Origin of the sequence: Isoptericola halotolerans (genome assembly GCF_003003075.1) — a bacterium.
GTDB classification, from domain to species: domain Bacteria; phylum Actinomycetota; class Actinomycetes; order Actinomycetales; family Cellulomonadaceae; genus Isoptericola; species Isoptericola halotolerans_A.
On sequence record NZ_PVTX01000004.1, the window covers coordinates 172367 to 191800 of the forward strand.

The window sequence follows — 19434 nt, forward strand, 5'->3', positions numbered from 1 at the left end:
CCGCGTCAGTGGATCCGGTCGAGGACGATCGGCCGACGCGGCACCGACGTGCCCGACGGCGCGACCCGCCAGCCGCCGTCGAGGGCCGCCCGGGCACGTGCGAACCGCTCCGGGGTGTCGGTGTGCAGCGTCATCACGGTCTGGCCGGCGACGACCTGCTCGCCGGGACGGACGTGGATCTCCACGCCGGCACCCGCCTGCACGGGGTCCTCCTTGCGCGAGCGACCCGCGCCGAGGCGCCACGCGGCGACACCCACGGCATAGGCGTCGAGCTCGGCCAGCACGCCCGTGCGGTCCGCGCGGACCTGCTCGGTGTGCGCGGCCACCGGCAGCTCGGCGTCCGGGTCGCCGCCCTGGGCGCTGATCATGCGGCGCCACACGTCCATCGCACGGCCGTCGTGCAACGCGGCGCGGACCTCCTCCTCCGCCGTGGGGCGCCCTGCGGCGTCGAGCATCTCCACGGCCAGGGCGACGGTCAGGTCGACCACGTCCGCCGGACCGCCGCCGGCGAGGACCTCGACGGACTCGCGCACCTCCAGGGCGTTGCCCGCGGTCCGTCCGAGCGGCACGGACATGTCGGTGAGCAGGGCGACCGTGCGCACCCCGGCGTCGGTCCCGAGCTCGACCATCGTGCGGGCGAGCTCGCGCGCCTGGGCGGCGTCCTTCATGAAGGCGCCGGAACCGACCTTGACGTCGAGCACCAGCGCACCCGTGCCCTCGGCGATCTTCTTCGACATGATGGAGCTCGCGATGAGGGGGATCGCCTCCACCGTCCCCGTGACGTCACGCAGGGCGTAGAGCTTCTTGTCGGCCGGTGCGAGCCCCGCGCCGGCGGCACAGATCACGGCGCCGACGTCGTCGAGCTGCGCGAGGATCTCGGCGTTGTCCAGCCCCGCACGCCAGCCCGGGATGGACTCGAGCTTGTCGAGGGTGCCCCCGGTGTGCCCCAGCCCGCGGCCGGACAGCTGCGGCACCGCCACACCGAACACCGCGACGAGCGGCGCCAGCGGCAGGGTGATCTTGTCGCCCACGCCGCCGGTGGAGTGCTTGTCCGCCGTCGGGCGCGACAGACCGGAGAAGTCCATCCGCTCGCCCGAGGCGATCATCGCCTGCGTCCACCGGGCGACCTCTCCCCGGCTCATGCCGTTGAGCAGGATCGCCATGGCGAGCGCCGACATCTGTTCCTCGGCGACCACGCCGCGGGTGTAGGCGTCCACCACCCAGTCGATCTGCGCGGACGACAGGTGGGTGCGGTCGCGCTTGGTACGGATGACGTCGACGGCGTCGAACGGTTCGTTCATCGGTTCAGGTCCTCCGGTCCGAACGCCTGCGGCAGCATGTCGGACATGGTGACGACGCCGCGGGGCGTCTCGACGAGCAGGTCGGGGCCGCCGTGCTCCCAGAGGAGCTGCCGGCACCGCCCGCAGGGGGTGATCAGCTCACCGGAGCCGGTCACGCAGGTGAAGGCGGTCAGCCGTCCCCCACCGCCCGTGACGAGCGCCGAGACGAGCGAGCACTCGGCGCACAGCGTCACGCCGTACGCGGCGTTCTCCACGTTGCAGCCCACCAGCAGCCGGCCGTCGTCGGCCGTCGCGGCCGCCCCGACGGGGTACCCGGAGTACGGGACGTAGGCGCGCTGGGCGACGTCGAGGGCGGCGGCACGCAGCGCGTCCCAGTCCACGGCGAGCTCGTGCGGGGCCACCGGCTACTCCTTGGTGTACGCGTTGGCGAGCGCTGCCGGCGGCCGCGAGCGGCCCACCAGGCCCGCCACGGCGAACAGGGTGACGATGTAGGGCAGCATCAGCATGAACTGGCTCGGCACCGGGGAGCCGACCACGGAGAGCACGTTCTGCAGGTTGGTCGCGAACCCGAACAGCAGGCCGGCCAGCGCCGCACGGATCGGGTTCCACTTGCCGAAGATCATCGCGGCCAGCGCGATGAAGCCCGCGCCTGCCGTCATCTCGCGGTTGAACTGGTTGATGGACACCACGGTGTAGAAGGCCCCACCCATGCCACCGATCGCGCCGGCGACCAGCAGGGCCCGGTAGCGGGTGCGGAGCACCCCGATGCCGACGGTGTCCGCCGCACGGGGGTGCTCCCCGACGGCCCGCAGGCGCAGACCCCACCGCGTGCGGAAGAGCGCGAACCACACGCCCGGGACCATCAGGTACATCAGGTAGACGACGATCGTCTGGTCGAACAGGACCGGCCCGATGACGGGGATGCGGTCCAGCAGCGGGATGGGGATCCGCTCGAACCGCGTCGTGGCGTTGAGGGTCTCGGTGTTCGGCACGAGCACGAGCGAGTAGAAGAAGCTCGTCAGGCCGATGACCAGCACGTTGAGCACCACACCGACGATGATCTGGTTGACGCGGTAGGTGATCGAGAACAGCGCCAGGACCAGGGACACGAGGGCCGAGGCGGCCATCGCGGCGATCAGCCCGACCCACGGGCTGTTGGTCAGGGAGCCGGCGACCGCGGCGGTGAACGCCCCCGCCAGGAGGTTGGACTCGATGGCGATGTTGATCACGCCGGAGCGCTCGCCGATGACACCGGTCATGGCGCCGTAGACCAGGGGCACCGACAGCACCAGCGCACCACCCAGCAGCCCGACGACCGACAGGTCCCGCGGGCTGCCCGCCGCGGCCCAGGCGAGGAACCCGATCAGCAGCGCCGCGGCGTACAGGCCGACCACCCAGGTCGGCGTCCGACGCCGTGCGCGGGTGGCCACTGCGGACACCACGACCAGGACGGCGGCGACCGCGCCGCACAGCCAGGCCGTCAGCATCCCCGGGACGACGTAGACCGGGATCTGGAAGAAGTCGCTCGGCGTCGACAGCGCGAAGCGCGCGCTGCCCTCGTGCGGCACGAGGAGCAGGAGCACGGCGTAGAGGGCCAGGACCACACCCAGGGCGACGGTCGTCTTCCGGGAGACCGTGCTGACCCGGCGCGGAGCGTCCTGCGGCTGGGCGGGAGCCGAACCGACGGCGGGGGCGGTCATGCCGACACCTCCTTCGCGGCCGTCGTCGGCCGCTTCTTCTTCGGGGCCTTGCCCGGCTGCGGCAGGCGGAAGATGGCCCGCACCAGCGGCGGCGCGGCGATGAACAGCACGATCAGCGACTGGACCACGAGCACGATCTCGATCGGGATGCCCTCGGCGGCCTGCATGGCCGAACCGCCGGCCTTGAAGGCACCGAAGAGGATGCCGGCACCGAGCACGCCGATCGGGTTGGAGTTCCCGAGGAGGGCGACGGTGATGGCGTCGAAGCCGATCCCGGCGTCGATGTCGGCACCGAACCCGGTGGTCGAGGTGCCGAGCACCTGCGAGACGCCGGCCAGGCCGACGAGCGCACCCGCCACCAGCATCACCGACACGGTCGCGCGGGAGACGTCGATGCCCGCCACCCGGGCGGCTCGCGCGTTCTCCCCGACGGCGCGGTAGGAGAAGCCCACGGCCGACCGGTTGAGGATCCACCACACGACCGCGACGGCCACCAGCGCGAGGACGAAGCCCCAGTGCAGCGGGTAGCGCTCGCCCAGGAGCGGCGGCAGGATGGCCGACTCCTGCATCGGGGGCGTCCGCGGGTTCCCGGAGCCCGGTGCCTGCATGAGCCCGGGCGTCGCGAGGAAGTACGACAACAGGTAGTAGGCGACGTAGTTGAGCATGATCGTCACGATGACCTCGTGGGCACCGGTCCGCGCCTTCAGCAGACCCGCGATGCCCGCCCACAGCGCACCGGCGAGCATGCCCGCCACGACGGCCACGATCAGGTGCAGGGGGAAGGGCAGGCCGGTCACGCCGAACCCGATCCAGCCGGCCGCGCTGGCCGCCATGAGCATCTGGCCCTGACCACCGATGTTGAGCAGCCCCGCCTTGAAGGCGATGGCCACGCCCAGCCCCGCCGCGATGAGCGGCGTGGCGTTGGTGAGCGTCTGGGTCAGGGGCCTGATCCCGGCGGCGAACGTGTCGGCCCGGAAGTTGTAGACGGCGCCCTGGAACAGGGCGGAGTACGCACCTCCGACGGCCTGCCCGACCGCGGCGAAGGTGTCGGCCGGCCGCGAGAAGAAGTAGCCGGCCGCGTCCTGGACGGCCTCGTCGGTGACCACGATCATCAGCGACCCGGCGAGGACCGCGAGGAGCACGGCACCGAGCGAGACCGCCCAGCCGCCCGAGGCGATCCGGCGCAGCGCGTCCTGCCACCGGTCGTCCGACTCCTGGTCGGCCGGGCCGGTCTCCCGGGCGCGCTCCTGCTGGAGCTCCTCGGCCAGCCCTGGCTCGGCGGCCGGGTCGACCTGCTCGAGCTGCTCGTCGAGGGGGTCCTCGGACGACTCTGGCGAGCGCTTCGGCGTGTCGCTCACGCGGCGTCTCCTTCGCTGGTCTCGGGCGCGATGCCGGCCATCATCAGGCCGAGCACGTCGCGGGGGGTGTCCGCGGGCACGATGCCGACAACCTTGCCGCGGTACATGACCATGATCCGGTCGGCGAGCGCCACGGCCTCGTCCAGCTCCGTGGAGACCACGACCACGGGGATGCCCGCGTCCCGGGTCGCCACCACCTGCTGGTGGATGAACTCGATGGAGCCGACGTCGACGCCACGCGTGGGCTGCGCAGCGACGAACAGGCGCAGGTCGCGCGAGAGCTCACGCGCCAGGACGACCTTCTGCTGGTTGCCGCCGGAGAGACGCCCCACCGGGAGGTCGATGCCCGTGGTGCGCACGTCGTACTGCTGCACCTTCTCGCGGGCGAAGTCGTCACGGGCGGCCAGCTGCAGCGACCCGGCACGCACGAACGGCGGCCCGTCGGTCCGGTCCAGCACCAGGTTCTCGGCGATGGTGAACTCGCCGACCAGCCCGTCGGTGCTGCGGTCCTCGGGCACGAACCCGACCCCGGCGTCCAGCACCTGGCGCACGGACCGTCCGACCAGCTCCGCGCCGTCCAGCTGCACGGAACCGGTCACGTCCTCCTGGAGGCCGAGGAGCGCCTCGGTGAGCTCGGTCTGGCCGTTGCCCTGGACACCGGCGACGACCAGCACCTCACCACCACGCACGGTGAAGCTGACGCCGTCGACGACGACCTGGCCGTCGGGCTGGGCGACGACGAGGTCCGACACCTCCAGCGCGTTGTCGCGCGGGCGGGCGGGCTCCTTGTGCACCGTCAGCTCGACGGCGCGCCCGACCATGAGGGCGGCGAGCTCGTTGTCGGACGCCGTGGGCTCCGCCTCGCCGACGACCTTGCCGTGCCGGACGACGGTGATGCGGTCGGCGACCTCGCGGACCTCGCGGAGCTTGTGGGTGATGAAGACGATCGCGGTGCCCTCGTCGCGGAGCTGGCGCATGATCATCATGAGCTCGTCGGTCTCCTGCGGGGTGAGCACCGCCGTCGGCTCGTCGAAGACGAGGACGCGCGCGTCCCTGCTCAGCGCCTTGATGATCTCCACGCGCTGCTGGACGCCGACGGGCAGGTCCTCGACGAGCTGGTCGGGGTCGACGTGGAAGCCGAAGCGGGCTGCGGTGTCGCGCACGGTGGCACGCGCCGACTCCAGGTCGAGCACTCCCGCGCCCCGGGTCTCCTCGTGCCCGAGCATGACGTTCTCGGCGACCGTGAACACCGGCACCAGCATGAAGTGCTGGTGGACCATGCCGATGCCGGCCGCCATCGCGTCACCGGGACCGGCGAAGTCCTGGACCTCGCCGTCGAGGACGATCTCGCCCTCGTCGGCCGAGTAGAGCCCGTAGAGCACGTTCATCAGGGTGGACTTGCCCGCCCCGTTCTCACCGAGGAGGCAATGGATCTCCCCGGGCTCGACCACCAGGTCGATGTGGTCGTTGGCCACCAGCGCACCGAAGCGCTTGGTGATGCCTCGCAGCTCGAGCCTCATCGCGGTGCGTCCACCCTTCCTCACGATCCCCTGGTCAGCCTAGGCCGCACGTGGCGGCGGGACACGGGGAAGACCCCGTGCCCCGCCGCCACGGCGGTCGAACTCAGTACGCGGTCACTGGTCCAGGTAGGACGTGACCTCGAGCTCGCCGTCGATGATCTGCTGACGCAGCTCGTCGACCTCGGTCACGAGCTCCGGGTCGACCTTGTCCTCGAAGTCGTGCAGCGGGGCCAGGCCCACGCCCTCGTTCTCGAGGGTGCCGACGTAGGCCTCCGGGTCGAAGGTGCCCTCGCCGGAGGAGAGCACGGCCTCGTAGGTGGAGACGTCCATCTTCTTGAGGATCGACGTGAGCACGTAGGGCTGCGTGGTCGGGTCCGTCTCGTAGAAGTCGGCGTCCACGCCGACGAGCGCGACGTCGCGGCCGGAGTCCTCGATCGCGGCGATGGCGGACTGGTAGATCGGGCCACCGACGGGCAGGATCACGTCGACACCCTGGTCCAGGATGTTCTTGGCCGTGGTCTTCGCGGTCTCGTTGGCCGCGAACCCGCCCGTGAAGGCACCGTCCTCGCCGCCCTCGTAGCCGATGACCTCGACGTCGGCGCCGTTGACCTCGTTGTAGTGCTCCACGCCCTGCTTGAAGCCGTCCATGAAGATCGTGACGGTCGGGAACGGCTGGCCGCCGAACGTGCCGACCTTGCCCGCCTCCGAGTAGCCCGCGGAGAGATAGCCGGCCAGGAACGCCGCCTCGGCCGTGTTGTAGAGCAGCGGCTTGACGTTCTCCGCGTCCTTCTCGCCGTCGAAGTCGTTGTCCGCGGCGTCGTCGACCAGGATGTAGTCGGTCTCCGGGTTGGAGTTCGCGGACTCGACCGTGGCCGGCGACAGCGCGAACCCGACGGCGACGATGGCGTTGCAGCCCTGGTCCACGAGCGACTGCACGTTGGGCTCGTAGTCGGTCTCCGACTGCGACTGGACCTCGCGGAACGCCGCGCCCAGCTCGTCGGCGGCCTTCTTGGCGCCCTCGTAGCTGAGCTGGTTGAAGCTCTTGTCGTCGAACCCGCCCTCGTCCGAGACGATGCAGGCCGTGAAGTCGGACTCCGCCGCAGCGGTCTCGGTCGATTCCCCGGTGGTCTCCTCGGGGGCCGAGCCGCACGCCGCGAGGGTCAGCGCGGCGGCACCTGCGAGGGCGGTGAGCTGGATGGCTCTCTTCACCTGTCACTCCTGTCGATGAGGGTGGGTGAGCGCGGGCGCTCGCCCGTCTCACGATCAGAGACGGCAAGCCTAACCACCGCTCGGGGTCCCCGACGCCGCGAGGGCCTCCCGTGGCCGAGTCGTTATCGAAGCGGTACGTCCGCGGACACCCGGGGACCGAGGACGAAACGTGCCAGCAACCTGGCGCCGATCCCGATGGCGCGCTCGTCGACCACCAGGTCGCCCTGGTGGATGTCGTAGCGGCGCTCGCCGGGCGTCGCGGTGCCGAGGCGGGCCATCGCGCCCGGCACCTTCGTCAGGTACCACGCGAAGTCCTCGCCGCCGAGCGACTGCTCGGTCAGGACCACGCCGTCGTCGCCCAGGACCGCCGCGCCGGCCGCCTCGAGCCGAGCCGTCACGTCGGCGTCGTTGTCGACCGGTGGCACTCCCCGGACGTGGTGCACGCTGACGTCGACGTCGTAGGCGGCCACGACCTGCTCGACGGCGTCGAGCAGCACCTGGCCGGCCTTCTCCCAGGCGCGCACGTCGAGGCAGCGCAGCGTGCCCTTGGCGACCCCCGACATCGGGATCGTGTTGTGCGCGTGCCCCGCCTCCACGGCGCCCCACGTGAGGTTCACCCCGGAGCGCGGGTCGAGCCGGCGGCCCAGCACGGCGGGCACCTGCGTGACGACCTGCCCGAGGGCGTAGACGACGTCACCGGTGAGGTGCGGGCGGGACGTGTGCCCGCCGCCCGAGGACAGGGTCACCGTCACCAGGTCGGACGCCGAGGTGATCGGGCCGATCCGCGTCCCGACCCGTCCGACGTCGAGCTTCGGCTCGGCGTGCACCGCCGCGATCCGGTCGACGCCGTCGAGCACGCCCTGGGCGATGACGTCGTGCGCCCCGCCGGGCATGGTCTCCTCGGCCGGCTGGAAGATGAGGCGGGCACCGACCTCGAGGAGGCCCTCCGCGTCCAGCCGGGCCAGGGCGAGCCCGGCCCCGAGGACCACGGCGGCGTGCACGTCGTGGCCGCAGGCGTGGGCGACGCCGGGGACCGTCGAGGCGAAGTCGCAGCCGCACAGGTCGTCCAGGGGCAGCGCGTCGATGTCGGCGCGCAGCGCCACCCGGCCGCGCCCCGGGACGTCGGGACCGACGTCGCACACCAGACCCGTGGTCTCGAGCATCCGCGGCCGCAGGCCGGCCGCACGCAGGCGCTCGGCGAGCACCGCCGTCGTCCTGACCTCCTCCCAGGAGACCTCCGGGTGCGCGTGCAGGTCGCGACGCACGGCGACGAGCTCCGGCTCGAGCTCCGCCACCACGGCGTCGAGACGCCCGGCCGCCGTGCCGACGTCGCCGCTCACAGCAGGTCCTCGCGGCCGTGGTCCCGCACCGCGTCGACCATGCGCCGCACCTGCTGGGCACGCGCCCGGGTGGTCACCAGGAGCGCGTCGGGGGTGTCGACCACGACCACGTCGTCGATGCCGAGCAGCGTCACCGTGCGCCCGCTCGCCGGGACCACGACCGACCCGGCGCTCTGGACCCGGACCACGTCCGCGCCGTCGCCGAGGACCTTCGACCCGGAGTCGTCGTCGGCCGGCAGCAGCGCGGCGAGCGAGTTGAAGTCGCCGACGTCGTCCCAGCCGAACGTGCCGGGCACCATCGCGACACCGCCCGCCGCGGCCACCGGCTCGGCCACGGCGTGGTCGATGGCGATCTTCTCCAGGCCGGGCCACACCTCGGCGAGGACCCGGGCGCGCTCGGGGGTGTCCCAGGCGTCGGCGACGCGACGCAGCCCGTCGTGCAGGGCCGGGCGCTGGTCGGCGAGGTGGCCGAGCAGCACGCTCGTGGAGGCGACGAAGATCCCGGCGTTCCACCGGTACTCCCCCGAGGCCAGGTACTCGCGTGCCGTCGCGGCGTCCGGCTTCTCGGTGAAGCCGCGCACGTGCACCGCGCTCGGGGCGCCCGCCACGTCGAGCGGGCTCCCGCCGTGCACGTAGCCGAACGCGGTCGACGGGCGGGACGCGGCGATGCCGACGGTCGTGACATACCCCGCCCGGGCCGCCTCGACCGCCTCGTGGACCGACCGCTCGAAGTCCGCCCGCCCGGTCACGACCTGGTCCGCCGCGAAGGAGCCGAGCACCACGTCGCCCACCCGACGTTCCAGCACGGCCGCGGCCAGGCCGATCGCCGCCATCGAGTCCCGCGGGCTCGGCTCCGGCAGCACCTGGTCCGCCCCCACGCCCGGCAGCTGCTCACGCACCGCCGCGACGTGCCGCTCGCCGGTGACGACGAGGATCCCGTCGTCACCGGCGAGCGGGGCCAGCCGGTCGGCGGTCGCCTGCAGCAGCGTCCGCCCGGATCCCGTGAGGTCGTGCAGGAACTTCGGGCGGTCGGCGCGGGAGACCGGCCACAGCCGGGTGCCGGACCCTCCCGCCGGGACGACGGCGCGGAAACCGGGAATGGCAGACGAAGGCATGCTCGCAGCATAGTGACGGGTTCCCGCCGGCCGACACGAAGGCTGTGGAATGTGTCACAGAAACCGCACAGAGACGCCGTTTTCGGACACTCCGTGACCCGATCGCGACCCGGTGTCACTACAGTGACTTCACGTAACCCCGCCCGAATCCGCCAATGGAGGCTCCCCCGTGCCGACTGCTCCCGCTGGCACGCTCTACCGCGGCCGCGAAGGCATGTGGTCGTGGGTCGCGCACCGCGTGACCGGCGTGCTCATCTTCTTCTTCCTGCTCGTCCACGTCCTCGACACGGCGCTCGTGCGGGTCTCCCCCGAGGCGTACAACGCCGTCATCGGCACGTACCAGACGCCGATCATGGGGCTCGGCGAGGCCGGCCTGGTGGCCGCCATCGTCTTCCACGCCTTCAACGGCATCCGCGTGGCACTGGTCGACTTCTGGGCCAAGGGCCCCCGGTACCAGCGGGTCATGCTGTGGGTCGTCCTCGGCCTGTTCGTCGTGACCATGGCCGGGTTCCTGCCCCGCCACCTGATGAACGTCTTCGGAGGCCACTGATGAGCACCCAGACCGCGATCCCCACCCCGCGATCCCCGTACGCGCGGCGCAAGACCACCCGCGGCAACTACGAGCTGTACTCGTGGGTCTTCATGCGGGCCTCGGGCGTGCTGCTGGTCGTCCTCGTCTTCGGCCACCTGTTCGTCAACCTCATGGTCGGCGACGGCGTCAAGGCGATCGACTTCGCCTTCGTGGGCGGCAAGTGGGCCAGCCCGTTCTGGCAGATGTGGGACCTGGCCATGCTGTGGCTCGCCATGATCCACGGCACCAACGGCGTGCGCACCATCATCAACGACTACGCCGAGCGGGACGTCACGCGCGGGATCCTCAAGAGCCTGCTCCTGGTGGCCTTCACATTCACCGTCGTGCTCGGCACCCTGGTCATCTTCACGTTCGACCCGTGCCCGACGGACGCCCCGGCCGAGCTGCTCGCCTCGTTCTGCACGGCCTGAGCCCGCGCATCCCCCCAGCCCGCTGATCCACCACTCGCCGCAGGAGGCATCGGAACCGATGCAGACCCACCAGTACGACGTCGTCATCGTCGGCGCAGGCGGCGCCGGCATGCGCGCGGCGCTCGAGGCCTCGAAGGGGGCCCGCACCGCGGTCATCTCCAAGCTGTACCCCACGCGTTCCCACACCGGCGCCGCCCAGGGCGGCATGTGCGCCGCCCTGGCGAACGTCGAGGAGGACAACTGGGAGTGGCACACCTTCGACACCATCAAGGGCGGCGACTACCTCGTCGACCAGGACGCCGCGGAGGTCATGGCCAAGGAGGCCATCGACGCCGTGCTGGACCTGGAGCGGATGGGCCTGCCGTTCAACCGCACGCCGGAGGGCCGGATCGACCAGCGCCGCTTCGGCGGCCACACCCGCAACCACGGTGAGGCCGCGGTGCGCCGCGCCTGCTACGCCGCGGACCGCACCGGCCACATGATCCTGCAGACGCTGTACCAGAACTGCGTCAAGCAGGACGTGGAGTTCTTCAACGAGTTCTACGTGCTGGACCTGCTCACCGACCACGACCTCACCACCGAGGACATCGAGGACGGCGCGGAGGTCAACGCGACCGGCGTCGTCGCCTACGACCTGGCCTCGGGCGAGACCCACGTGTTCCAGGCGAAGGCGATCATCTTCGCCACGGGCGGCGCGGGCAAGATCTTCAAGACGACGTCCAACGCCCACACCCTCACCGGCGACGGGATGGCCCTCGCCTACCGGCGCGGTCTGCCGCTGGAGGACATGGAGTTCTTCCAGTTCCACCCCACCGGCCTCGCGGGCCTGGGCATCCTGCTCTCGGAGGCCGCACGCGGCGAGGGCGGCATCCTGCGCAACTCCGAGGGCGAGCGCTTCATGGAGCGCTACGCCCCCACCATCAAGGACCTGGCGCCGCGCGACATCGTCGCCCGGTCCATGGCCAACGAGGTGCGCGAGGGCCGCGGTGCCGGTCCCAACAAGGACTACGTGCTGCTCGACCTGACGCACCTGGAGCCGGCGCACATCGACGCCAAGCTGCCGGACATCACCGAGTTCGCCCGCACCTACCTCGGTATCGAGCCGTACACCGAACCGGTACCGGTGTACCCCACCGCGCACTACGCGATGGGTGGCGTGCCGACCAACATCAAGGGCGAGGTGCTCCGCGACGGCCACAACGTCGTCAAGGGCCTCTACGCCGCCGGTGAGGTCGCCTGCGTCTCCGTGCACGGGTCGAACCGCCTCGGCACCAACTCGCTGCTCGACATCAACGTCTTCGGCAAGCGCTCCGGCCGCTCGGCCGCCGCCTACGCCCAGACGGTGGAGCAGCACCTGCCGATCCCGGAGAACCCCGCCGCCCGCGTCGAGGCACAGCTCAGCGAGATGCGTGACCGCCCCGAGGGCGAGCGCGTGGCCGAGGTCCGCAAGGCGCTGCAGGAGACCATGGACGCCAACGCCCAGGTGTTCCGCACCCGCGAGTCGCTCGAGCAGGCCGCGGCCGACATCCGCGACCTGCAGAAGCGCTACAAGAACGTGTCCGTCCAGGACAAGGGCACCCTGTTCAACACCGACCTCCTCGAGGCGATCGAGCTGGGCTTCCTGCTCGACATCGCCGAGGTGACGGTGGTCGCGGCGCTCAACCGCCGCGAGTCGCGCGGCGGCCACTACCGCGAGGACTACCCGGACCGCGACGACACCAACTACATGCTGCACACGATGGCGTACCGCCGTCCGACGTCGGCTCCCGACGCCGCCGACGGGCACGTCGAGGGCTACTTCGACCACGTCGAGGACTTCGGGGACTACAAGGTGGTCCTGGGGTCCAAGACCGTCACCCAGACGCGCTACGAGCCGATGGAGCGGAAGTACTGATGACTGCTGTTCTGGAAAACACCACGGAAGCCGCCCAGGACGGGCAGGCCGGAGCCGTCGCGTCCTTCGAGGTCACGCTGAAGATCCGCCGGTACAACCCGGAGGTCTCCGAGGAGGCGGTCTGGGAAGAGCACACCGTCACGGCGCACGGGACCGACCGCGTCCTGGACGCCCTGCACAAGATCAAGTGGGAGCTGGACGGTTCCCTGACGTTCCGCCGCTCGTGCGCCCACGGTGTGTGCGGCTCGGACGCCATGCGTATCAACGGTCGCAACCGGCTGGCCTGCAAGACGCTCCTCAAGGACGTCAACCCGGACAAGCCGATCACGGTCGAGCCCATCAAGGGCCTGCCCGTGGTGAAGGACCTCGTGGTCGACATGGAGCCGTTCTTCGCCTCCTACCGCGAGATCATGCCGTTCCTCATCACCTCGGGGAACGAGCCCAGCCGCGAGAACATCCAGTCGCAGGCCGACCGTGACCGGTTCGACGACACCACCAAGTGCATCCTGTGCGCCGCGTGCACGTCGTCGTGCCCGGTGTTCTGGACGGACGGCCAGTACTTCGGCCCGGCCGCGATCGTCAACGCGCACCGGTTCATCTTCGACTCCCGCGACGAGGGTGCCACCCAGCGCCTGGAGATCCTCAACGACAAGGAGGGCGTGTGGCGCTGCCGCACGACCTTCAACTGCACCGAGGCCTGCCCGCGCGGCATCGAGGTCACCAAGGCGATCCAGGAGGTCAAGCGGGCGATGATCACCCGCGCCTTCTGAGCTGTTCGTCCAGCGGGGCCGAAGGTGCCCTGCACGGTCGCGTTCACGGGCGCTGCGCGCCCTCCACTTCGGGGATGACGACCGTGCAGGACACCTTCGGCCCCGCTTCGTCGTCCGTCCCGGCGGAAGCGCGAGGTAGCGCACGACGGCGCGAGGTAGCGCGAGTCAGTAGTCGTACAGTCCGCGTCGGACCCCGCGGACCACCGGGCTGTACGGCCGCCCGCTCCCCGGGCCACGGCGTACCACCCGCTCGATCTCGGCCTGGCGCCGCATCCACGCGACCGTCTCCTCCGCGCGTGCGATCTCTTCGAGCCGCGGCGGGTCGTACATCCAGGCGCACGCGATCAGCAGCACGCGAGCCACGAAGTTGACGAGGATCAGCAACGCCCCGACCGTGACGATCGACGCCAGGATCACGTTGCGTTCCGCCGATGCGGTGATCGCCGACGTTCCCACCCACCGCAGCCCGCTGGCCACCAGCCCGGTCGCGAGGCAACCGATCAGCATGTCCCGCCCGTGGCGCGTGCGCACCCGCGCCACCACCCGGATCACCAGGTAGACCAGCAACGTGTCGAGCACGAGGCCCACCGCGAACGTGCCGGCGGACAGGACCCAGCCCAGCACCGCCGAGTCACCCAGCCATCGCGTGATCTGGTTGTTCACCGTCTGCGAGACGATGCTCGCGACGGCCGACGCCAGCAGCATCAACCCGAGGATCACGAACCCCAGCAGCTGCCACACCTTGGACAGCACGGGGCTGACCCCCACCACCGGTGCTTCGAACAGGGACCGCACGGAGTGTCGCAGGGCCGCCATGACGCCGATGGCCGTCCACAGGAACACGATCGACGCGACGACGGTGGTCCAGCTCCACGCCGTCGTCCGCACGAGCTCGTCCGGCGAGACCAGCCCGGCATCGTCCGGCGAGTCCTTCAGCAGTCCCGGCACCCAGCTGTCGATCTGCTCGAAGACCGCCTCACTGAGCTCCGGACGGTTGCCCAGCACCGCCGAGAACACGCTGAAACCGATGGTGAGACCCGCGCCGAGGGAGAACAGCGCCGAGTAGGCTATGCCGCCGGAGAGCTGGTTGCCGCGCTGCGCCAGGTACCAGCGCACGGCCCGCACCTCACGACGGTCCTGCAGCCACTCCGTCCACCGAGCGATCTTCTCGGTCAGGCGCTCGGGTTCGTCAGGCACGCCCCGACCCTACCGAGGAGCCCCGGGCGGGGCAGGTCGTACCGCCGGCCGTCCCGTCAGCCGAGCCTGTCGCCACCGAGGGCGAACGACCGCTGCGGTCGCCACACGCCGTCGTCCCCGTGCTCGTACATCCAGACGGCGGAGACGGCGAAGACCGCCTCGAACGCGCTCATGTCGCGGAACGCCCGGTCGAGCGCCTCGTCGGGCACCTCGTGCGCGACGGTCACGTGCGGGTGGTAGTTGAACCGGAGTTCCTGCGCGAGCACCCCCGACCGGGCCTGTTCCTCGAGCAGCTCGCACTCCGCGATGCCCTCCGCGAGAGCGACGAACACGACCGGCGAGATGGGGCGGAACGTGGCCGTGCCACGCAGGTGGATACGGAACGGCGGCGTCTCGCCGGCGATCTTCTCCAGGTGCTCGCAGACGGCCGGCAGGACCGACGAGTCGACGACGGTCGGGCCGATCACGGTGATGTGCGGCGGGATCGCCGCGGCGAGCGGGTCGCCGACGTCGGCGCGCGCCTCCTGCAGCTGCGTGGCGTACGGCTCGGGGATCGCGATGGCGATCCCGATCCGCACCTGGTCGGGGCCTCGGGGGGGCAGGTTCACCGGTTGCCTCGCGGCAGGAGCCCGAACCGGTCGAAGTACCGGTCCCGGACACCGCCGGCGATCTCGCGGGCCCGTGCCGCGCCGTCGTCGAGCACCTTGTCGAGCTGCGCCGGGTCGGCCAGGTAGGTGTTCGCGCGCTCCTGGAACGGCTCGAGGAAGGCCACGACGGCGTCCGCCAGGTCGACCTTGAGGTAGCCGTAGCCGCGCCCGTCGTACTCGGCCGCGATGTCGTCGATCGCGCGTCCGGTGACGGCGGAGAAGATGGTCAGCAGGTTGGAGATGCCCGGCTTCTTCTCCCGGTCGAAGTAGACGGCGTAGGACTCGTCGGCGTCGGTCACCGCGGACTTGATCGCCTTGGCGGCCTTCCGCGGGTTCTCGAGCAGCCAGATGACGCCCTTGCCGCCGGCGTTGGACTTCGACATCTTGGCGGCCGGGTTCTGCAGGTCCTGGATCTTCGCCGTGGCGGTGACGATGTACGGGTCCGGCACCACGGCGGTCCCGGCGCCGAACCGTGCGTTGAGCCGCTCGGCGATGTCGCGCGTCAGCTCGAGGTGCTGACGCTGGTCCTCGCCGACCGGCACCAGGTTCGCGTCGTAGACGAGGATGTCGGCCGCCATGAGCACCGGGTAGGTGAACAGACCCACGGTGGTGCCCTCGGTACCCTGCTTGGCCGACTTGTCCTTGAACTGCGTCATCCGGCTCGCCTCGCCGAACCCGGTCTGGCAGCTCAGGAGCCAGGCGAGCTCGGTGTGCTCGGGAACGTGCGACTGCACGAAGAGTGTCGACCGTGCCGGGTCGACCCCTCCGGCGAGGTACTGGGCCGCCGTGGCACGGGTGCGCTCACGCAGGGCGACCGGGTCCGGGTTGACCGTCAGCGCGTGCAGGTCCACGACGCAGTACAGCGCGTCGTGGTCCTCCTGGAGCGCGACCCACTGCGTCAGCGCGCCGAGGTAGTTTCCCAGGTGCAGCGAGGAGTCGGTGGGCTGCATGCCGGACAGGATGCGGGGCCGGGGCGCCACAGGCGCGCCCGGGACGGTGGAGTCGGACATGGGGCTCATTCTGACAGGTCGGACGGGGCGGTCGGAAACGCGCGGGACGTCGGTGGGCGGTGGTCGGTCCTTCTCATGTGGCCTCGTCGTCGAACGGCGCGGGCTCCGCCGCAGCCGTCCTCGACGGCGCGGCGCCGACCCCTGCCGCCGTGGCCGCCGCGCTGCCCGTGCCGGCGTAGCCGGCCGTGCGGCGCGTGGTGCGGGGCGCCGGCTCGTCGTCGAGGAGGGCCTCCTTCACGATGCGGCGCGGGTCGTACTGCCGCGGGTCGAGCTTCTGCCAGTCGACGTCCTTGAGCTCGTCGCCGAACTCGTCGTCGATGCGCTCCTTGGCACCCTGCAGGGCGGCCTTGCCCTGGCGCACGAGCGTGCCGAGCTGGCCGGCGTAGTGCGGCAGGCGCTCGGGGCCGATGAGCACCAGAGCGAGCACGATGATGACGACGAGCTCGCCGCCGTTGATCCCGAAGAATCCCACGCCCGACAGCCTAGCCCGCGCTCGAACGCGTCCGGTACCCGCTCACTCGCTCGGGCGCTCCTGCAGCACGACGCGGACGTCCCGCTCGTCGTCGCCGCTGCGGACCCGCAACGTCACGGCGTCGCCGGGCTGGCTGGCCCGGATCGCCACGATGAGCTCGTCGCTCTGCGCCACGGGGCGGCCGTCGATCTCCAGGATGATGTCGCCGGCCCGGATCCCGGCCACGTCCGCCGGGCCCCCGTCGGTCACCGGTGCGTTCCCCTGCTGCGCCTCCTCGGCGACCTTGACGCCCTCACCGGTGTAGCTCGAGTCCAGCAGCACCCCGATGACGGGGTAGGTGGCCTGGCCGGACTCGATGAGCTGCTCGGCGGTGGTGCGCACCTGGTTCGCCGGGATGGCGAAGCCGAGCCCGATGCTGCCGGTCGCCTGCATGGCGCCCGGCGGCTGCGCGATCGCCGAGTTGATCCCGATGACCTCGCCGGCCGCGTTGACGAGCGGACCGCCCGAGTTGCCGGGGTTGATCGCGGCGTCGGTCTGGATCGCGTCGATGAACGCCGTCGTCGCCTGGTCCCCGGCCTGCACGGGCCGGTGCAGCGCGCTGACGATGCCGGCGGTGACGGTCGAGTCGAGACCGAGCGGCGCCCCGACGGCCAGCACCTCGTCGCCGACCACGACGTCGTCCGAGTCACCCAGCGCGAGCGGCGTGAGCCCGTCGGCGTCGATCTTCACCACGGCCAGGTCGTAGTCCGAGGTCCGGCCGACCACCTCGCCCTCGTGCTCGCTGCCGTCGGCCAGGACGACGACGACCTCACCGCCGCCGGTCCCCGCCGCCACCACGTGGTCGTTGGTCAGGACGTAGCCGTCCGCCCGCAGCACGAACCCGGAGCCGCTGGAGAGGCTGTCGTCGGCACCGGTGACCTCGAACGACACGACCGACGGCAGGACGTCCGCGGCGGTCGACGCGAGAGAACCCTCCGGCCGGTCGAACCCTGCCGCGGCCTCGGCGCTGCCCGTCGCGGCCGGCAGCCGTGCGGACGGGTCGCCGTCGGAGCCGGCCCCGGAGATCCGTTCGCCCGCGAACCCGCCCAGGAGCCCGACCAGCAGGGCGAGGACGAGGATCCCGGCGACACGCGCTCCGCCGAGGCGAGCGCGCGGCGGGTCCGGCGTCCCCGCGCCCGTCGGCGCGGGCTCCCCGGACGGCGATCCCTCCGACGGCGATCCCTCCGACGGCGGCACCTCGGACGGCGGCCCGGCCGGCCCCGGAGGGGACGGCTCGGTGCGTGCACCACCCGGCACCGAGGGCGACGTCGGGCCCGGGGTCGGCGACGGGGCCGGGGTCGGCGGCACCTGCACCGGCGCAGGGTCCGGGCGCCGCGCCGGCGGCTCGGGCGCCGCGAAGAGGTCCGAGGGGTCCTGGTGCGTCATGGGCGGGTGAGTGCTCCTGTCACGGTGGTCCAGCCGCGGGTGATCCGGGGTACGACCCCCGCATCGTAGGCATCGTCGGGGAACGCGGCGACCACGTCGACCAGGACGTCGTGGGGGGCGTCGGTCGTCGCCTCGACGACCATGTCGCCCGCCTGCCACGCGACGTGCCACGGGTCCCGCATCAGCACGTGCACGTCGTCCCGTCCGGGGACGTCCAGGCGCACGTCGGACCGGACCACGTCGGCGAGCCGACCGGGTCGCTCGCGGACCACCACGGGGCCCTCGGGTCCCGCCAGATGGATCTCGACGACCTCGCCGTCGGTCCGGACGTCGGTGAGCTCGTAGCCGGCCGGCAGGGCGCCGGGCGCGACGAACGACTCGTCCGGCGCGACGGCGTCGGTCACGCTCGTCGACACCTCGTCCGTCCCGGCGAGCATGCTCAGCGCCGCCGCGCGGGACGTCTCGGGCGAGACGACGGGAGCCTGCCCCAGCACGAACAGGGCGCAGCCCAGCACGCCCGCACCGCCGGCCCCCACGAGGACCAGCCGACGACGACGGCGCCGCCGTGCCGAGCCGGCGATGTCGCCGGTGAGGGTGGTCCGCCACGCCTCCGGCGTCTGCCACGTGGTGTCCCGGTCGGGGGCGCGCAGCGGGTCGTGGTCCGTCGACGGGATGGACGCGGACAGGGCGAGCAGCCGTGCGGTGAGCTCCGGCGTCGGTGCTACGTCGCAGGCCTGCGACAGCCGGCGGCGGGCCGCCCGCGCCGCTTCCAGCTCGGCCGCGCACAGACGGCAGGCCGCGACGTGGCAGAGCGCCCGGTCCGTCTCGGCCGGGCCGAGCTGGCCGTCGGCGAGGGCGCTCACCCGGTCCCCGAGGTGACCGCTCATCGCACCACCTCGGCGCGTCGGTGCTCGAGCGCGTCGCGGAGCTGGGCCCGCGCACGGTGGATGCGGGACCGCACCGTGCCGATCTTGATGCCGAGCGTCACCGCGATCTCCTCGTAGCTGAGGCCCTCGATGTCGCACAGGACGACCGCGGCACGGTACTCCGGCCGCAGGGCGTCCAGCGCCGCCTGCACGTCGTTGTCGAGGTGGGTGTGCTCGAACCCGCGCTCCGGCCGCGCCCGGTCGTCGGTGGCCTCGACGCGCGAGGCGTCCTCGCCCATGGCCTCGAACCGGATGCGCTTCTTGCGCCGGACCTGGTCGAGGAACAGGTTCGTGGTGATGCGGTGCAACCAGCCCTCGAACGTGCCCGGCGTGTAGCTGGACAGGGAGCGGAAGACGCGCAGGAACGTCTCCTGCGTCAGGTCCTCGGCGTCCTGCTTGTCGCCGGTGAGGCGGTACGCCAGCCGGTACACGCGTGCGGAGTGCTCGCGGACGATCTGGTCCCACGACGGAGGTACCCAGCCCGCGGCAGGGTCGGGCGCTGCAGGGTCGGTACGGTCAGCGGTCTCGGTCATCACGGCCATGGTCCC

At 71.8% G+C, this 19434-nt stretch carries 19 protein-coding genes; 4 read left to right on the forward strand and 15 right to left on the reverse strand.

The window, feature by feature from the left end; all coding sequences use genetic code 11:
• Positions 1-5 precede the first annotated feature (5 nt).
• The 8 genes from BCL65_RS07745 to BCL65_RS07780 all read right to left on the reverse strand — a co-directional run bounded on the left by BCL65_RS07745 (position 6) and on the right by BCL65_RS07780 (position 9543).
• The gene (locus BCL65_RS07745) at positions 6-1301 is read right to left on the reverse strand and encodes a thymidine phosphorylase (RefSeq protein ID WP_106266757.1); all 1296 of its coding nucleotides are present in this window, start codon (positions 1299-1301) and stop codon (positions 6-8) included.
• Positions 1298-1702: a cytidine deaminase gene (locus tag BCL65_RS07750; protein WP_106266759.1), complete on the reverse strand. Its 405-nt coding sequence runs from the start codon at positions 1700-1702 to the stop codon at positions 1298-1300. The genes BCL65_RS07745 and BCL65_RS07750 overlap by 4 nt, the downstream gene beginning before the upstream one ends.
• A gap of 3 nt (positions 1703-1705) precedes the next feature.
• Positions 1706-3001, reverse strand: coding sequence for an ABC transporter permease (locus BCL65_RS07755; RefSeq protein ID WP_106266760.1), 1296 nt, complete (start codon positions 2999-3001; stop codon positions 1706-1708).
• Positions 2998-4359: an ABC transporter permease gene (locus BCL65_RS07760; RefSeq protein WP_106266762.1), complete on the reverse strand. Its 1362-nt coding sequence runs from the start codon at positions 4357-4359 to the stop codon at positions 2998-3000. Before BCL65_RS07760 ends, BCL65_RS07755 begins: the two co-directional genes overlap by 4 nt.
• Positions 4356-5879: an ABC transporter ATP-binding protein gene (locus tag BCL65_RS07765; protein WP_106266764.1), complete on the reverse strand. Its 1524-nt coding sequence runs from the start codon at positions 5877-5879 to the stop codon at positions 4356-4358. Before BCL65_RS07765 ends, BCL65_RS07760 begins: the two co-directional genes overlap by 4 nt.
• A gap of 114 nt (positions 5880-5993) precedes the next feature.
• Positions 5994-7088, reverse strand: a complete 1095-nt coding sequence (locus tag BCL65_RS07770) for a BMP family lipoprotein (protein ID WP_106266765.1) — start codon at positions 7086-7088, stop codon at positions 5994-5996.
• 122 nt (positions 7089-7210) lie between these two features.
• The gene (locus tag BCL65_RS07775; protein ID WP_106266767.1) at positions 7211-8428 is read right to left on the reverse strand and encodes an amidohydrolase; all 1218 of its coding nucleotides are present in this window, start codon (positions 8426-8428) and stop codon (positions 7211-7213) included.
• A complete protein-coding gene (locus BCL65_RS07780) occupies positions 8425-9543 on the reverse strand; it encodes a mannose-1-phosphate guanylyltransferase (protein ID WP_106266769.1) in 1119 nt (372 codons plus the stop codon). Before BCL65_RS07780 ends, BCL65_RS07775 begins: the two co-directional genes overlap by 4 nt.
• A 169-nt stretch (positions 9544-9712) precedes the next feature.
• Between BCL65_RS07780 and sdhC the strand changes: the two genes are divergently transcribed.
• The 4 genes from sdhC to BCL65_RS07800 are packed head-to-tail and all read left to right on the forward strand — an operon-like array spanning position 9713 to position 13209.
• Positions 9713-10093 carry a succinate dehydrogenase, cytochrome b556 subunit gene (gene sdhC / locus BCL65_RS07785; protein WP_106266770.1) on the forward strand — a complete coding sequence of 127 codons (381 nt, stop codon included), beginning with the start codon at positions 9713-9715 and terminating at the stop codon, positions 10091-10093.
• The gene (locus tag BCL65_RS07790) at positions 10093-10545 is read left to right on the forward strand and encodes a succinate dehydrogenase hydrophobic membrane anchor subunit (RefSeq protein ID WP_106266772.1); all 453 of its coding nucleotides are present in this window, start codon (positions 10093-10095) and stop codon (positions 10543-10545) included. Before sdhC ends, BCL65_RS07790 begins: the two co-directional genes overlap by 1 nt.
• A 58-nt stretch (positions 10546-10603) precedes the next feature.
• Positions 10604-12439: a succinate dehydrogenase flavoprotein subunit gene (sdhA, locus tag BCL65_RS07795; protein WP_106266774.1), complete on the forward strand. Its 1836-nt coding sequence runs from the start codon at positions 10604-10606 to the stop codon at positions 12437-12439.
• The gene (locus BCL65_RS07800) at positions 12439-13209 is read left to right on the forward strand and encodes a succinate dehydrogenase iron-sulfur subunit (RefSeq protein ID WP_106266776.1); all 771 of its coding nucleotides are present in this window, start codon (positions 12439-12441) and stop codon (positions 13207-13209) included. Before sdhA ends, BCL65_RS07800 begins: the two co-directional genes overlap by 1 nt.
• A gap of 165 nt (positions 13210-13374) precedes the next feature.
• On the opposite strand, the gene BCL65_RS07805 is transcribed toward BCL65_RS07800, so the two are convergent.
• The 7 genes from BCL65_RS07805 to sigE form a co-directional block, all read right to left on the reverse strand.
• Positions 13375-14406, reverse strand: a complete 1032-nt coding sequence (locus BCL65_RS07805) for a YihY/virulence factor BrkB family protein (RefSeq protein ID WP_106266778.1) — start codon at positions 14404-14406, stop codon at positions 13375-13377.
• A 56-nt stretch (positions 14407-14462) separates the two neighbouring features.
• The gene (locus BCL65_RS07810; RefSeq protein WP_106266780.1) at positions 14463-15014 is read right to left on the reverse strand and encodes a 2'-5' RNA ligase family protein; all 552 of its coding nucleotides are present in this window, start codon (positions 15012-15014) and stop codon (positions 14463-14465) included.
• Entirely contained in the window at positions 15011-16063 is a 1053-nt protein-coding gene (gene trpS / locus BCL65_RS07815; RefSeq protein WP_181340723.1) for a tryptophan--tRNA ligase, read from the reverse strand. Before trpS ends, BCL65_RS07810 begins: the two co-directional genes overlap by 4 nt.
• A gap of 73 nt (positions 16064-16136) precedes the next feature.
• Positions 16137-16535 carry a twin-arginine translocase TatA/TatE family subunit gene (locus tag BCL65_RS07820; RefSeq protein WP_106266784.1) on the reverse strand — a complete coding sequence of 133 codons (399 nt, stop codon included), beginning with the start codon at positions 16533-16535 and terminating at the stop codon, positions 16137-16139.
• Between the two features lie 42 nt (positions 16536-16577).
• Entirely contained in the window at positions 16578-17960 is a 1383-nt protein-coding gene (locus tag BCL65_RS07825; RefSeq protein ID WP_106266786.1) for a S1C family serine protease, read from the reverse strand.
• On the reverse strand, positions 17957-18847 hold the full coding sequence (locus BCL65_RS17970) for an anti-sigma factor (RefSeq protein ID WP_106266788.1): 891 nt from the start codon (positions 18845-18847) through the stop codon (positions 17957-17959). The genes BCL65_RS07825 and BCL65_RS17970 overlap by 4 nt, the downstream gene beginning before the upstream one ends.
• Positions 18844-19419: an RNA polymerase sigma factor SigE gene (gene sigE / locus BCL65_RS07835; RefSeq protein ID WP_207767687.1), complete on the reverse strand. Its 576-nt coding sequence runs from the start codon at positions 19417-19419 to the stop codon at positions 18844-18846. The genes BCL65_RS17970 and sigE overlap by 4 nt, the downstream gene beginning before the upstream one ends.
• Positions 19420-19434: the final 15 nt, after the last annotated feature.

Bases quoted from the DNA above. Each gene is read 5' to 3' on its own strand.
- sdhA (WP_106266774.1), top strand. From the start codon at position 10,604: ATGCAGACCCACCAGTACGACGTCGTCATCGTCGGCGCAGGCGGCGCC.
- BCL65_RS07755 (WP_106266760.1), bottom strand. From the start codon at position 3,001: ATGACCGCCCCCGCCGTCGGTTCGGCTCCCGCCCAGCCGCAGGACGCT.
- BCL65_RS07790 (WP_106266772.1), top strand. From the start codon at position 10,093: ATGAGCACCCAGACCGCGATCCCCACCCCGCGATCCCCGTACGCGCGG.
- BCL65_RS07765 (WP_106266764.1), bottom strand. From the start codon at position 5,879: ATGAGGCTCGAGCTGCGAGGCATCACCAAGCGCTTCGGTGCGCTGGTG.
- BCL65_RS07780 (WP_106266769.1), bottom strand. From the start codon at position 9,543: ATGCCTTCGTCTGCCATTCCCGGTTTCCGCGCCGTCGTCCCGGCGGGA.
- BCL65_RS07745 (WP_106266757.1), bottom strand. From the start codon at position 1,301: ATGAACGAACCGTTCGACGCCGTCGACGTCATCCGTACCAAGCGCGAC.
- trpS (WP_181340723.1), bottom strand. From the start codon at position 16,063: ATGTCCGACTCCACCGTCCCGGGCGCGCCTGTGGCGCCCCGGCCCCGC.
- BCL65_RS17970 (WP_106266788.1), bottom strand. From the start codon at position 18,847: ATGAGCGGTCACCTCGGGGACCGGGTGAGCGCCCTCGCCGACGGCCAG.
- sigE (WP_207767687.1), bottom strand. From the start codon at position 19,419: ATGACCGAGACCGCTGACCGTACCGACCCTGCAGCGCCCGACCCTGCC.
- BCL65_RS07800 (WP_106266776.1), top strand. From the start codon at position 12,439: ATGACTGCTGTTCTGGAAAACACCACGGAAGCCGCCCAGGACGGGCAG.
- BCL65_RS07825 (WP_106266786.1), bottom strand. From the start codon at position 17,960: ATGACGCACCAGGACCCCTCGGACCTCTTCGCGGCGCCCGAGCCGCCG.